Origin of the sequence: Pseudooceanicola nanhaiensis (genome assembly GCF_020171315.1) — a bacterium.
GTDB lineage: Bacteria > Pseudomonadota > Alphaproteobacteria > Rhodobacterales > Rhodobacteraceae > Pseudooceanicola > Pseudooceanicola nanhaiensis_A.
Genome location: NZ_JAIUZP010000009.1, coordinates 223,370 through 238,636, shown reverse-complemented (window position 1 = coordinate 238,636; position 15,267 = coordinate 223,370). Strand labels below are relative to the sequence as shown.

General features: G+C 60.6%; 7 protein-coding genes. All 7 read left to right on the top strand.

Annotated features, from left to right (window positions below):
* Positions 1-202 (top strand): hypothetical protein (locus LCM32_RS16585; protein ID WP_224822208.1); only part of this gene is annotated, 202 nt, incomplete at its 5' end.
* A gap of 125 nt (positions 203-327) precedes the next feature.
* A complete protein-coding gene (locus tag LCM32_RS16580) occupies positions 328-1,215 on the top strand; it encodes a WYL domain-containing protein (RefSeq protein WP_224822207.1) in 888 nt (295 codons plus the stop codon).
* A 63-nt stretch (positions 1,216-1,278) separates the two neighbouring features.
* Positions 1,279-3,201, top strand: coding sequence for a DUF262 domain-containing protein (locus LCM32_RS16575; protein ID WP_224822206.1), 1,923 nt, complete (start codon positions 1,279-1,281; stop codon positions 3,199-3,201).
* On the top strand, positions 3,202-8,379 hold the full coding sequence (locus tag LCM32_RS16570) for a DEAD/DEAH box helicase (RefSeq protein ID WP_224822205.1): 5,178 nt from the start codon (positions 3,202-3,204) through the stop codon (positions 8,377-8,379).
* 1 nt (position 8,380) lies between these two features.
* Complete coding sequence (locus tag LCM32_RS16565; RefSeq protein ID WP_224822204.1) at positions 8,381-11,152, top strand: DEAD/DEAH box helicase; 2,772 nt, start codon at positions 8,381-8,383, stop codon at positions 11,150-11,152.
* Between the two features lie 2 nt (positions 11,153-11,154).
* On the top strand, positions 11,155-14,973 hold the full coding sequence (locus LCM32_RS16560) for an Eco57I restriction-modification methylase domain-containing protein (RefSeq protein ID WP_224822203.1): 3,819 nt from the start codon (positions 11,155-11,157) through the stop codon (positions 14,971-14,973).
* Positions 14,958-15,266: a hypothetical protein gene (locus tag LCM32_RS16555; RefSeq protein WP_224822202.1), complete on the top strand. Its 309-nt coding sequence runs from the start codon at positions 14,958-14,960 to the stop codon at positions 15,264-15,266. Before LCM32_RS16560 ends, LCM32_RS16555 begins: the two co-directional genes overlap by 16 nt.
* The last annotated feature ends 1 nt before the right edge of the window (position 15,267 follow it).

Here is a 15,267-nt window from a genome sequence, read left to right as displayed (position 1 = left end):
TCCCGGCTTGGTGCTCCTTCAGGATGCCAATGATCTGCTCTTCGCTGAAACGGCTTTTCCGCATCGTCTGTCTCCTCGTTTGGAGAACAGGCTAACCTCAAACCGCGGACTTTTCAGGGAAGCAGGTCACCGAGTTCGCTGTGCGTCGAACATCTTCCTGAGCCGGAGGCTGGGCGGCCAGGAAGAAATCAGTGTCAGCTAAGGGTTTGTAGCGCAGGTACGCGCAATTTTGATTGCCCGCTTTCCTCCCGTCAGTTAGCGTCATCTAGAGCACAGAAAATGTGCCCGCATAGTTTACGGGCCCACCGATCTGGCCCGGAGGTGATTTTGGAGAACGATCGGTCGGAACTTCGCTGGGGTGTCGAGCAGCGCATCGAGTTCATAGAGTTCCGCCTGTTCTGGGAGGGACGTGTGAACCGCAGCGATCTGATGGACCAGTTCGGGGTCTCGGTGAACCAGGCGTCCACCGATCTGAACCGCTACATCGGCTTCGCGCCGGAAAACATGCTCTACGACAAGAGTGCGCGAACCTACGTACGAGGCTCCAAGTTCAAGCCGCAGTTCCTCGAGCCTGACGCGAGCCGCTACCTTGCACAGCTGCGATCGGTCGCTGACGGGATCCTCGACCGCGAGGACGCCTGGATCGCCAACCTCCCGCCCTACGCGGCCGCCCCTACGCCGGTTCGCGGAGTCAATCCGGCGACGCTTCGTTCGGTCGTTGGCGCCATCCGCCGGTCCGAGGCGATCGAGGTAAAGTACCAGTCCCTGTCCAGCCCCGAGCCGCGCTGGCGCTGGATCGCCCCCCATGCCATCGCGTTTGACGGTTTCCGGTGGCAAACTCGGGCGTTCTGCCAAACCGACGATTGCTTCAAGGACTTCCTGTTGTCGCGGATGCTCGAGGTCCGAGGCTCGGGCGAATGCGACAAATCGGCCGGCGACGATCACGAGTGGCTTGCCGAGGTTACGCTGGAAGTCGGGCCCCACCCCGATCTCTCGGAAACACAAGCGAAGATAATCGCGCTCGACTATGGCATGCGAGGCGGCAAGGCGAAAATCAAGGTGAGACGTGCGCTCCTCTACTATGCGCTCAAACGCCTCGGTCTAGATACCGCCCCCGAAGCGCGCACGCCCCAAGACCAGCAAATCGTGCTGATCAATCGCGACGAGATTTTCAGCGGCATTCGAGCAGCTGGCCCTCCGGAGGGTTCGAAATGAAGCCTTCTTCGAACATCGCGTCGAGTTGCCAGAAGCTAACAAGTTCATTTGAGGAGAGCGAGATTGGGTAAACAAGCGGCATTCAAGACCAACCCGGTCAGCCTGGAAGAGCTTCTCCGTCAGTGTGGAAACGGCAAGATCCAGTTGCCGGATTTCCAGCGCAGCTGGGTGTGGGACGAGGAACGGATCAAGGGGCTGATCGCCTCGATCTCGCAGGCGTTTCCGGTCGGCGCATTGATGACGCTGGAGGTGAAGCCTGGTGCGGCTGATACCTTCGCACGGCGACCAATCCAGGGGGCAGATGCCGCCGTGGGCGACGACGCACCGGATCAGCTTTTGCTGGACGGCCAGCAGCGCATGACCTCGCTTTATCAGACCTGCTTGCGCCGCGAGGTCGTGCAAACGGTCACGCCTCGCCTAAAGCTCGTGAAGCGGTGGTTCTACATCGACATCAGAAAGGCGATGAATCCGACCGAGGACAGAGAGAATGCGATTGTCTCTGTACCCGAAGATCGTCGGATCAAGTCGGACTTCGACCGGAAGATCGACCTCGATCTCTCCACGCCGGAACTCGAATACCAAAATCTCATGTTCCCGCTGAACCAGGTTTTTGACTGGGACGATTGGCAAGATGGCTTCAACGAATACTGGCTCGACAACGACCCGGAAACACGCAAGCTTTTCAAGCCGTTCAAGGATGAGGTCCTTCAGAACTTCAAGGCCTACCAGCTGCCCGTAATCGCATTGAGCCCCGACACTTCCCACGAGGCAGTCTGTCTGGTCTTTGAGAAGGTGAACACCGGCGGCAAGCCGCTCGACGCATTCGAGCTCGTGACCGCGATGTATGCAGCCCGCGGCCATCGCCTGCGGGACGACTGGCTCGGCGCCGACGGCCAACCGGGGCTCCAGACGAGACTTCAGCTCTTTGGGCGGGCGGCCGCACAGAAGTTCGGCGTGTTGGAAAAGGTCGCGGCAACAGATGTGCTCCAAGCCATCGCCCTCCTGCATGGGGTCGAGACCCGTGCGGCCGAAATCGCCGCCGGGCGCAAGGAGTCGGAGCTGTCCGCAGTCCGGGCCACGCGTCAGTCGCTCCTCGACTTGCCGCTGGAGGCGTACCTGAAACACCGTGCTGCGGTCGAAGAAGGTTTCAAGACTGCAGCGAAGTTCCTCCGGCAGAACCACATCTATCGGGTCATCGATCTCCCCTATCAGGGCCAGCTTGTCCCCTTTGCCGCGATCCTCGCCATCATCGGGCCGAGGTTCGACCACGCCGCAGTGAAGGACCAGCTCGCCCGCTGGTTCTGGTGCGGCATTTTTGGCGAACTCTATGGCTCAGCCATCGAGTCCCGATTTGCCAAGGACGTGCTCGAGGTTCCCGCGTGGCTTGACGGTGGACCCGAACCCAGCACGATCACCGATGGCCGCTTCCGCCCGGAGCGACTGCGCACCCTGCGCACCCGCCTGTCGGCTGCCTACAAGGGCATCCACGCCCTTCTGATGGCCGAAGGCGCGAGAGATCTTCGCTCCGGCCAGCACTTCAAGGACACGGTATTCTTTGACGAGTACGTCGATATCCACCACATCTTCCCGCAGGACTGGTGCAAGAAGCAGAAGATCGATCCGAAGGTCTTTGACACCGTCGTCAACAAGACGCCGCTCAGCTACAAGACCAACCGCATTCTTGGCGGCGTAGCTCCATCGGTCTACCTGGAGCGACTGGAAACAGGCGGAAAGGACAACCCGCCGATCGCCCGCGAAGCGCTTGACAATTATCTGGCGTCCCACGGGCTGGATCCCTCCTTGCTGAGGGCGGATGACTTCGAGGGATTCATGGCGGATCGGGAGACGCGGCTCCTTGCCATGATTTCAAAGGCAACCGGGCATGCGATCGTCAGGGCAGATTCCGTGCCGGAGGAAGGCGAGGACGTTCTCCAGGACGACGAAGGCTTCGACGTGCCGAGCCCGGACGCCGAGGAGGCCGCCTGAATGAAAGCCTTTGAGTTCGACCATCAATTGATACGTGCTTACGAGCGCTTTTCGCGTTCATTCAGCGCAATCCGGGCGCCCGACCTGGAAACCGAGATCAATGCCCAATACGACGCCGGAAAATTCTGGCCGGATGCCCTCTTGTCTCTGAACCCACGGTTTGAAGGAGGCGAAACGGTTGATGATCTGGTAGCCGAAGGCGTGCTTGATGAGGGCACAGGCAAGGTCTTCCGGTTCGGAACAACACCGCTGCGTTTCCATAAGCATCAGGGCCAGGCAATCGGGAAAGCGAAGCAGGGAAAGAGCTATGTCGTCACGACTGGCACGGGTTCGGGGAAATCCCTGTGCTTCTTCGTGCCGGTTGTCGACGCAATCATCCGCGCGCGACGCGCAGGAAAGCCGCGTCGCACGACGGCAATCATCGTTTACCCCATGAACGCACTGGCAAACAGCCAGATGAAGGAGATCGACAAGTTCATCGCTGGTTCCGGTTTGCCCGATGAGCTCAAGCCGGTGGTCAAACGTTACACCGGTCAGGAAAGCCGTGAAGAGCGGGAGCGCATCGCTGCCAATCCGCCCGACATTCTCCTCACGAACTACATGATGGCAGAATTGCTTCTGACGCGTCAGGACGACCTGGACTCGAAAGTCGTCTCGAACGCGTCCGGTCTCGAGTTCATCATTCTCGACGAACTCCATACCTATCGCGGTCGCCAAGGTGCCGATGTCGCGGTCCTCGTTCGACGCCTGCGGGACAGGTGCTCGCCGGACAAGGAGCCAATCTGCATTGGGACCTCGGCAACGATGGCCTCCGAGGGATCGGACGAGAGCCGCGCGCTTGCTGTCGCGAAGGTAGCGTCTCGTCTGTTTGGCACCGACATTGGCCCGGACGCGGTCATCGACGAGTCTTTGCAGCGCGCGACCGATGACACCCTGAAGACCGAGCACGTCCTTGGCGCTTTGAAGACGGCCCTGACTCAGCCTTTGCCGGACGCACTCGATGACGAAACCCTGAAGCGCCATCCGCTCTCGGTCTGGGCCGAACTCGAACTCGGATTGGACGATGGGCTTGAGCTTCGCAGGAAGAAGCCTATCCCTTTCGAAGAAGCCGTTGAAAAGCTTTCTCTGGCCAGCGCGGTCGATGCCGAAACCTGCCGAGACTATCTCGAAAAATTCCTGACCCGGGTAAGCCTGCCGGAGAATGAGCGCGGCGGCACGAAGGACGGAGCCTTTCTCGCCTTCAAACTCCACCGTTTCATCTCCGGTGCCGGTGAAGTCTTTACGACGCTCACAGCCAGGCCGCGTCGGATCCTTCTTGAAGGACAGCTCGAGGACCCCGAAGCCCCTGGAAACCGCCTCTACCCCACACGGTTCTGCCGAAATTGTGGCCAAGAATACCATGTCGTGACCAAGGTCGACGATGATGGGAGCTTGCGCTTTCTGCCTCGAAGCATCGACGACACGCCGCTCGACACTGAAGAAGACGAGGTCGCGGGGTATCTTTGTCCGGTGACGCCGGGCGATACTGACTTCCAGTTCACGGGCGAGCTTGAGGGCTACCCCGAAAGCTGGCGAGAAGAGAAAAACGGCATTGAACGATTGAGAGGGTACCGCAAGAAGCGTATGCCGGTGTCCTACGTCGTGGGTGCTGATGGCCGCCACGGAGCGGGCGGAAACGAATTCTGGTTCATCCCGGGAAAGTTTGCGTTCTGCCTGTGCTGCCATGACGAACCGACGCAGGGGATGCGAGAGCGCAGCAAGCTGGCGGGGCTGTCCGGCGAAGGGCGAAGCTCAGCAACAACCTTGCTGGTCGCCAGCGCCCTGGAGTGGATGAACAAACCTGGCAGCGGCGTTCCCGAGACGAAGCGGAAGCTTTTGGGGTTCACGGACAACCGTCAGGATGCAGCCCTGCAGTCTGGCCATTTCAATGATTTCCTTTTCGTAAGCCTGTTGCGCGGAGCCATCCTTCGCGCGGTGATTTCTGCTGGCTCAGGTGGGCTCACAGAAGATGAGTTCGGCCTGCAGGTGGTGAAGGCGCTCGGCTTTACTGCCGCCAACAAAGAGGCGCGCCAGCATTGGCTGTTGGACTCGAATGCTGGTGCCATCATTCGCGAAGACGCCCAGCGGTCGCTCGCAAAGGTACTCGCCCATCGTGTCTGGACGGACCTGCGTCGCGGTTGGCGATTCACCAATCCCAGTCTGTTTGTCCTGAACCTGATCGACGTGAATTTCCTCGGCCTCGAGGAAATTTCTGAAGATCGCGAGCGCTTCATGGCCATTCATCCCGCGCTGGGAGACCTCAGCTTCGAACAACGTCAGGGCATTCTCAAGAAGATCTTGTCTGCGATGCTCGAGGGCCTGGCTGTTCAGACTGAAGCCTTGGATCTGACTGTCCTCGATGGCGTCGCCCAGAAATCCCGAATGCTGCTTCAGGCGCCTTGGGCAATTGACCAAAAGGAAAATCCGCGGGCGCGGTCCTCGCTTGTGCTGCGCGCGGGCAGCAAGAACGTCGTCACGCTGCGTGAAGAGCAGACACTTCTTCGGGCAGGTCCCAATTCGCGGATCGCACGGATCGTGAACCGGAAGTCCGTTCTCGGCACGAAGCTGAACAAGGATGAGTACTACGAGTTCATGGAAGGGATGCTTGCCTTCCTGAGCGACGAAGGGCTGCTGGTGCCTGTCGAACTCGATAGCGATGTGACGGGCTGGCGCCTGTCTCCATCTGCGGTTCGGCTTGTGCCAGGACCGGCCCTCGATGATGACGCCCACCGCGGCAACCGATATTTCCACGACCTTTACACCGCGATTGCCAGTGACCTTGGCTACGGGCGCAGTTCCTACTGGGGGCTGGAGGGACGCGAGCACACGGCTCAGGTTTCGCAAAAGCAGCGGGAATGGCGGGAATGGCGGTTCCGTTTCGAGCAGGACGACATGGACCATCTCGCGACCTCGGAGTACCGCACGGAAATTCGGGCGACCGGCGAGTCCGATCGGTTCCTACCCGCGCTGTTCTGCTCTCCGACCATGGAACTCGGCGTTGACATTTCCGCCTTGAACGCCGTCTACCTGCGCAACGTACCTCCTACGCCTGCGAATTACGCGCAGCGTGCTGGCCGTGCCGGTCGCTCGGGCCAGGCCGCGGTTGTCGTAACCTACTGCGCCTCGGGGTCTCCGCATGACCAATATTTCTTTGAACGGCGCAACGATATGGTCGCCGGTGTCGTGAGGCCGCCAGCGCTCGACATCACCAATGAAGAGCTGGTCCGATCGCACCTGCATGCGGTGTGGTTGGCTGAAGCGAAACTGGCGCTTTCTCCCGACATCCCGGAGATTCTGGACCTTCACGGGGATAAATTCCCGCTGAAGGAGGACGTTCTGGCGGTCATATCGAAACCCGCTCTGGTTTCGCAGGCACGGGGGCCGATGGCGCGTGTCTTGAAGCAGATTCTGGCGTCCGACGGAGGGCAAACTCCGATCTGGATGGACGATCCAGACGAGTTCGTTCTTCACACGGCCATGAATGCCCCAAAGGAGTTTGACCGCGCCTTCGACCGTTGGCGGGAGCTTTATCGCTCTGCCAGGACGCAATTGGCCGAGGCGAACAAGCGTTCGGAGATTACGGGGCTCTCGGGAGCCGACCGGCGCAAGATCAAGGCTGCGCAAATGCAGGCCCAGGATCAGATCGCCATCCTTGAACAGGGGAAAGCTTCAAACGGGTCCGATTTCTATTCGTATCGGTACCTTGCAACAGAGGGCTTCCTGCCCGGGTACAACTTCCCGCGCCTGCCACTCTACGCTTTTGTTCCTGGCGAAGGTAAGACGGGGTCATTCTTGTCCAGAGCCCGCTTCCTGGCCATTTCCGAATTCGGCCCGCGCAGTCTGATCTATCACGAGGGCCGCGCCTACCGGGTCATGAAAGCCAAACTGCCGCCCGAGGTACGTCAGGGCGACGGATCGGAATTGGCGACCAAGGATATCTACATCTGCTCCAACTGTGGCGCATCGCATGAGGGCGAGGTCGAGCGTTGCCATGGGTGCAACAACCACATGGCGGGTGAGGTCCCCATCAAGAAGACCCTGCGCATCGACAACGTCGAGGCCGCCCCGACTGAGCGCATCACGGCGAACGATGAAGAGCGCGTTCGGCAGGGCTTTGACATCCAGACCGTCTTCTCCTGGCCGAAGAAGGATGGGCAAGTCCAAGTGACCAACGCCAAATTCGTTTGTGGTGAGACTTCCCTCCTGGCCCTGCAATACGCCAACAGCGCGGAGATCAGCCGACTGAACAAGGGCTTGAAGCGCCGAAAGGACCAGACTGTCTTCGGTTTCCACATCGATCCGAGGTCCGGATACTGGGCGAAATCCGACGACGAGGACAGCGACACGGACGTCCCGCCGGACGTGGTCAAGCCGGTTCGCATTGTCCCGATTGTCCGCGACAGAAAGAATGCCCTGTTGTTCCGCTTCGAAAAGCCGGAGCAGTATGAGCCCGAGACAATCGCGACGGTTCAGCATGCGTTGCTGCGCGGAATCGAGGTGGTTTTCCAGTTGGAAGAAGGCGAAATCCTCGGTGAACCGCTGCCCGCGAGGGACAACCGTCGCGCAATCCTTGCCTACGAGGCAACGGAAGGTGGCGCCGGCGTGCTCACGCGCCTGATTGATGACGGAAAGGCAATCAACGAGGTGGCGAAGACAGCGCTGGGTCTGATGCACTTCGAGAACGTGGATGCTGCGATTGCGGCGGGTGATGCAGATCTCTTGCAGGAGAAGAAAGACGGAAGCTGTGTTCGCGGCTGCTACCGTTGCCTGTTGTCCTACTTCAACCAACCGGACCATGAGCTGATAGACCGCTCGAGCCCGGAAGTGGCGCAATTCCTGATTGATCTGGCACGCGGCACGATTTCACTTGCTGCGAAGCCGACCGCTGGAACGGTGGCATCACCCTGGATTGAAGCATTCAGCGCCGGGGGTATTCCCCAAATTGATACGATGCCCGCGAGCTTTGGTGGACGTGAATTTGAGTTCGTTTGGCGCGCGTTCGCGGTTGCCGCGACAGCCGCTGACCTGACTGCAGAAGCTGAGGCAGACGCGATGAACAAGGGCTGGGTCGTTTTTGAATTGCCTTCGGCTCCGTCGGAAGGACTGCCGGATGACTTCATGAAGAACTTTGAAGGTTGATATGACTGTGAATTTCACTCCTGGAGATCTTGTCAGAGCGCGCGGCCGTGAATGGGTTGCCTTGCCGACACCTAGCGAGGGCCTGCTCGCCCTGCGCCCCCTCTCGGGCAATGAAAACGACATCGTGGTTCTTGCTCCGGATCTCGAGCTTACACCGGTCGAAGCCGCTCGTTTCGACCTGCCTGACGATGCGCGCACGACAGTGCAGTCCAAGGCGGCCCTGCTTGCCGACGCGTTGCGGCTGACCCTCCGCAGGGGGGCTGGCCCGTTCCGATCCGCCGCACAGCTTGCTTTTGAGCCTCGGACCTACCAGCTTGTCCCGCTGCTCATGGCCCTTCGCCTTCAGGTCCCGCGGCTGTTGATTGCCGACGACGTTGGCATCGGCAAGACCATCGAAGCGGGTCTGATCCTGCGCGAACTGATGGATCGCGGAGAGGTCGATGCGTTTTCGGTTCTCTGCCCTCCGCACCTCGTGGACCAGTGGATCACAGAACTGAAGGATCGCTTCGGGATCGATGCCGTTGCTGTCACCTCCGGGACTGCGGCACGTCTGGAGCGCAACCTCCCATTGGCGCAAACCCTTTTCGATGCCTACCCCTTCACGGTAGTCAGCCTTGACTACATCAAAGCCGAGAAACGTCGTGATGGGTTCGCCAGGGCATGTCCGGATTTCGTTATCGTAGATGAAGCACACGCCTGTGTAGGGACGCACAAGGGAAAGCAGCAGCGCTTCGACCTGCTCCAAGGCCTTGCACGCGATCCTGAGCGTCGGTTGATCTTGCTGACTGCCACGCCACACTCTGGGGACGAAGATGCGTTCGCTCGGCTACTTTCGCTGATCGACAAGGAGTTCGGGACCGTCAACTTCGACAACCAAAAATACCGCGAGCGCCTTGTCAGGCACTTTGTTCAGCGGCGGCGCGTCGACCTGGTCGAGGGCGACTGGGATGAGAACCGCTCGTTCCCCAAGCACGAGACGACCGAATACTCGTATCGCCTGAACGACGAGCATCGGGCCTTCCAAGAGGCCGTGCTTGATTACTGCTTCTCGGTCGTGTCTCGGGCTGGCGACGCGCAGAAGGATCGCCGGCTTGCCTTCTGGGGCACTCTGGCGCTGATGCGCTGTGTCGGATCGTCACCCGCAGCCGCCATGAGCGCGTTGCGAAACCGGGCTTCCAATGAAGACGAACGCCTCGAGCCGCAGATCTACGACGAAGACGGCGATGATGAAGACGCCGTGGACATCGAGCCGAACACCGTCTTCTCAAATGATCCCGCTCTCCAAGGACTTCTCGACAAGGCCAGCGAACTTCTGACTTCTGAAGATCCCAAACTGAACGCCCTTATCAAGGCCCTCAAACCCTTGATTAAAGATGGTGCCAATCCCGTCGTCTTCTGCCGCTACCTCGCCACTGCCGAACATGTGAAGGAAAGGCTTCGTAAGGCCTTCCCCAAGCTGAATGTACAAGCCGTGACAGGTGAACTGACGCCGGACGAACGTCGCGATCGCGTTGCCGAAATGTCGGCGGAAGAAGGTTCCACCCAAGATCAGCGTATCCTTGTCGCCACGGACTGCCTGTCGGAAGGGATCAACCTTCAACAGCTGTTCGACACCGTGATCCACTACGACCTTTCTTGGAACCCGACGCGCCATCAACAGCGCGAAGGTCGCGTGGATCGTTTCGGACAACCCGCCGAACTCGTTCGCTCGATCATGATGTTTTCGCCCGACAGCGCCATCGACGGTGCCGTGTTGGACGTCATTCTCCGCAAGGCAGAAGAAATCCGTAAGGCGACGGGCGTGACTGTGCCTCTGCCCGAGGAGCGGGGACCGGTCACCGATGCGCTGATGGCGGCAATGATGCTCCGCCGTGGTGGTGGCAGTCACAAGCAGCTGACGCTGGACCTACAACTCGGCGACGGGATCCAGGTGATGGAGACCCGCTGGCGCGATGCAAGCGAGAACGAAAAACGGTCACGCGCCCGGTTTGCACAAAACGCCATGAAGCCGAGTGAAGTCGCTCCTGAATGGGACAAGGTGAAGTCCCTGCTTGGATCGCCAGCGGAAACGCTCGAATTTCTCGAGCGCGCGATGTCTCGGTTCGGGGTACCTCTCGAGAAGAAGAAATCGCTGCAGTTCGCCCACGTGCATGCCCTTCAGGATAGCCTCAAGGAAAAGCTGGAGCAGCGTGGGCTGAAGGGCTCTCTGAAACTGGCCACGCAGGAACCGGTGCCCTCAGGGGCTTCACTTCTGACAAGAACCCATCCGCTGACATCGTCCCTGGCCGAAAGCCTGCTTGAAGCCTCTCTTGACACCGAAGCGCTGCCGGATCTGGGCATCGGTCGTGTCGGGGCCTGGCCGAGTGCCGCCGTCACTCAGATGACGCGTGTCGCTCTCTTGCGTATTCGCTACAAGCTCACGGTTCATGCTCGGCGTGAGCGCCTCCTGCTGGTAGAGGAAGCCGCCCTTGTTGCCCTCGACAGCAAATCGGTGATCGCCTCTGGCAGCGAGGCGCGCGCGCTGCTTGCCTCTCCCGCGACTGCTGATCTTGCGCCTATCGCCCGCGACCGGATTATCAATACGGCGAAGGCGGCCCTTCCTGACCTGCTTGGCGGCCCGATTGCCGATTTCGTGCAAAAGCGTGCCGCGGAGCTGGTTGAAGACCACGCCCGCCTTCGTGCTGCCGCCGGTTCCGCGTCGCGCGTCGGAGTGGAGCCGATCATTCCCCCAGACGTCATCGGCCTCTTCGTTCTTGTTCCGGGGGAGGTGTAATTATGGCCCGCAAATCGATTACCGACATGTCCGCGTGGCCATCTCTGAGCCTTGAGGGCAACCTGATCGCGCCGGCGATGATCACCAAGATCGATCAGCGCCAGGCACCCGAGCAATCCCCAGAGGAATACGGGGTGCGCAAAGGTCTCCAGATCCGCGAGGAAATCGCCACCGCCTTCCGCGTGGGCCAATCGCATTTCGATGCCTTTGCGAAGATCGAGCCCCCCTCGGCCGCCGCTACCTCGCGTTTCATCGCCGACTTCTTCAAGGAAACCTTCGGTTACACCGACCTCGCGGTGGCAGCAGCACCGGTCGCCCTGATCGCGTCCGACCGTGTGCCCGTCGTCGTCGTCCCGCCGTCCGAACTGCTTGATCGCCGCAGCCCGACGCTCTCGACGGACAGGTCGCGCTCTCCGGCCTTCGCCCTTCAGGACCACCTGAATGATCGAGACGAGGCCCTCTGGGGCATCGTCACCAACGGGATGCAATTGCGCCTCATGCGCGACAATGCCTCGCTGACCCGTCCGGCTTATATCGAGGCCGATCTGGCACAGATGTTCATCAACGAGGACATCGCGTCCTTCGCAGTGCTCTGGCTCCTGATCCATCGCAGCCGCTTCGGCGCGGCAGACACCCCCGCCACCGATTGCCCTCTCGAACGCTGGCGCGACGCTGGCTCCAAGGAGGGCGAAGCCGCGCGTGATCGCTTGGCCGATCAAGTCCAGCTGGCCCTCAAACTCCTCGGCTCGGGCTTCCTCGAAGCCAACCCCGACCTCGCCGCGAAACTCCAGTCCGGCGAAGTGAACCTGACCGAATGGTTCAACGAACTCCTGCGCCTTGTCTACCGTCTGATCTTCCTCATGGTGGCCGAGGACCGGAACCTGCTTCACCCCGAAAAGGCCAAGCCCGAGGCCCGCGCCCTCTACGCCCATGGTTATTCGCTCCAGTCGCTGCGCAAGCAATGCTACCGCGCCGCCACATGGGACAAGCACCATGACCGCTACGAGGGTGTGAAGATCGTCTTCCGCGCCCTCACGCATGGGCAGCCCGCCCTTGCGCTGCCCGCCCTCGGCGGCCTCTTCGCCGAAGACAGGCTGCCCCACCTTGAAACTGCCCGCCTGTGCAACCGCGCCTTCATGGAGGCGCTCTATCGCCTGTCTTGGCTCGCCGACAAGACCGGCATGGTCCCCGTGAACTGGCGCGCGATGGAGACCGAGGAACTGGGCTCGGTCTACGAATCCCTCCTCGAACTCCAGCCCCAGCTCGGCGACGATGGCAAGACGCTGGTCTTCGCCTCCGAGGCGGCCGAGCAGAAGGGCAACCAGCGCAAGACCACCGGCTCCTACTACACGCCCGACAGCCTCGTTCAGGCGCTGCTTGATACCGCGCTCGACCCTGTGCTCGACAAGACCGAGGCCGAGGCGGACGATCCCGCCAAGGCGCTACTGAAGCTCTCGGTCATCGACCCGGCCTGCGGCTCGGGCCACTTCCTGCTGGCCGCTGCCCGCCGCATCGCCACGCGGCTCGCACGCATCCGGGCCGAGGGCACGCCCTCGCTCGCCGACTTTCGCCATGCGCTGCGCGATGTCGCGCGCTGCTGCATCCACGGGGTGGACCGCAACCCCATGGCAGTGGAACTGACGAAGGTCGCGCTCTGGATCGAGACGGTGGACCCCGGCCTTCCCCTCGGCTTCTTCGACGCGCAGATCCGCTGCGGCGATGCACTTTTGGGGATGTTCGACCTGAAGGTGCTGGAGGATGGCATCCCCGACGCCGCCTACAAGCCGCTGACCGGCGACGACAAGGACACGGCCAAATACTATAAGAAGGCCAATCAGGACGCGAGGAAGGGACAAGGCGGCCTTGATCTCTTCGGGTCTTCAGGTTGGGCGATGCCAGAAACCAAGCCCATGGCGCTGGATTTCTCCGGCTTCCGCGACCTGCCCGAGGACTCGGTCGAGCAGGTCGGGGCCAAGGCCAAGCGGTTCAAGGAACTGCGCAAGGGGCAGACCTTTGTCCGCGCCAAGGCGGCGGCGGACCTCTATGTGGCGGCCTTCCTGCTGCCCAAGGTCGGCAGCGCACCGGCGGGGGCTTCGGAGCGGACGGTGCCGACGACCGAGGAACTGTGGATGGCCCTCAATCAGGGCAAGCTGCGCCAGGCGATGGTCGAGGCGCCGAAGGCCGCCCGCCGCGTGCGGGCCTTCCATTGGCCATTGGAGTTCCCGGACATAATGGAGCGCGGCGGCTTCGACGTGGTGCTGGGCAACCCTCCGTGGGATACGATGAGCCCGGACTACAAGGAGTTCTTCTCGGTCTACGATCCGAACATTCGCCACATGTCCCCTGAGGAACAGGAAGAAGCCTATGCTCGGCTCCTGAGCAACCCTGTCCTTGCTGCACAGTGGGAACAGCATTGTGCCGATCTCTATGCAGCCGTCCATTTCATCAAGTCCAGCGGTCGATACCGCCTGTTTGCCGAGGGCAACCTCGGCAAGGGCGACTTCAACGTCTATCGCATGTTCGTGGAAACTGCCCTTGCCGCCACACGGAAGGGCCGCGTTGCAGCCCAGTTCGTACCCGAGGGCCTTTACAACGGGGCGAATGCCACGGCGATCCGGCGTGAACTGTTCACGGCCTTCCGACTGGAGCACCTCGCCGGGTTCGAGAACACCAAGGGCATCTGGTTCCCGTCAGTTCATACCGCAATGAAGTTCAGCCTCTATGTCGCGTGGAAAGGCGGCAAAACAGAGCATTTCAATGCGGCCTTCCGCGTCAACTCTAGCCAGAAACTGGCAGAGTTCATGACAGGCAACGGTCTTCGCATACCGGTTTCCGTGGTCAAAGAGTTCTCGCCCGAACCTGTCGCCGTGATGGAATTTGCGGCCCAATCAGAAATCGACATCTGCGCCCGCATGTATGCTCTCTACCCGAAGTTTGGGGCAGACATCGAGGGTGTGCCCCTTCGGTATTACATGCGTGAAGTGGACATGGGCACAGATCGTGGTTTGTTCTCCGAAGGCTTGGAGGGCCTACCTGTTTATGAAGGGCGAATGATTGACGCCTACGATTATCGTGCCAAAGGCTATGTCTCCGGTCGTGGACGGTCTGCCGTCTGGGAGGATTTCCCGTTCGGGTCACCGACGAAGCGAATCCTGCCACAGTGGCGTGTTGTCGAGGAACAAATCCCCGAAAAACTTGGGGACCGGGTCTATCGGTATCGGATCGGCTTCGGTGATGTCGCCAGCCCCACAAATCAGAGGGCCCTCGTCGCGGCTCTTCTGCCGCAAAGGTCGGTCAGCGGGCACAAGGTTCCAACAATTGAATTCGTACGCGGCACAATAAAAGACATGCTATTATGGCTTGGTGTCGCCAATTCACTGGTCATGGATTTCCTGGTTCGAAAAAAGGTGTCGCTGACGATGTCCTACACCATCATGGACAGTCTGCCCTTCCCACGAGATTATTCGACTACTCCCTCAGCTGAAGCTATTGCACGCCGGGTCTGTGCGCTTTGTGCGGTTGGTGAAGAAATGGCAGAGTTCAGGGCGCAGGCCGTTAAGGCGGGCATCCTTGAAGCGCCTGACGCAATCATCGAGGCTCCCGATCAACGCGCAGCAGTCGCGGCCGAGATCGACGTTCTTGTCGCGCGCGAGGTGTTCGGCCAGTCAAAGCAGGAAATGCTCTATATCCTCGACCCAGACAACATTCTTGGCCCGGATTGCGGGGTCGAGACCTTCAAGGCCCTGCGCAACGCTGAACTTCGCGAGTTCAAGGAGTTCCGGACCCAGCGATTGATCGAGGAAGCATGGGATCGGGTCTGATGGTTTCAGCTTGTCATGACAGCCCGCCCTTCGCCTGGGACGAGGACCGCCGCGCCCTCCTGCGCGCCGATCTCAACGCCTTCTACGCCCGCGCCTACAGCCTGCCCCGCGACAAGCTGCGCTACATCCTCGACCCCGCCGACGTGAAGGGCCCCGACTACCCCTCGGAAACCTTCCGCGTCCTCAACGAAAAGGAAATCCGCCAACACGGCGAATACCGCACCCGCCGCCTCGTCCTCACCGCCTGGGACCGGATGGAAGCCAACGGCGAATTCACGGCGATGGGAATGTGAA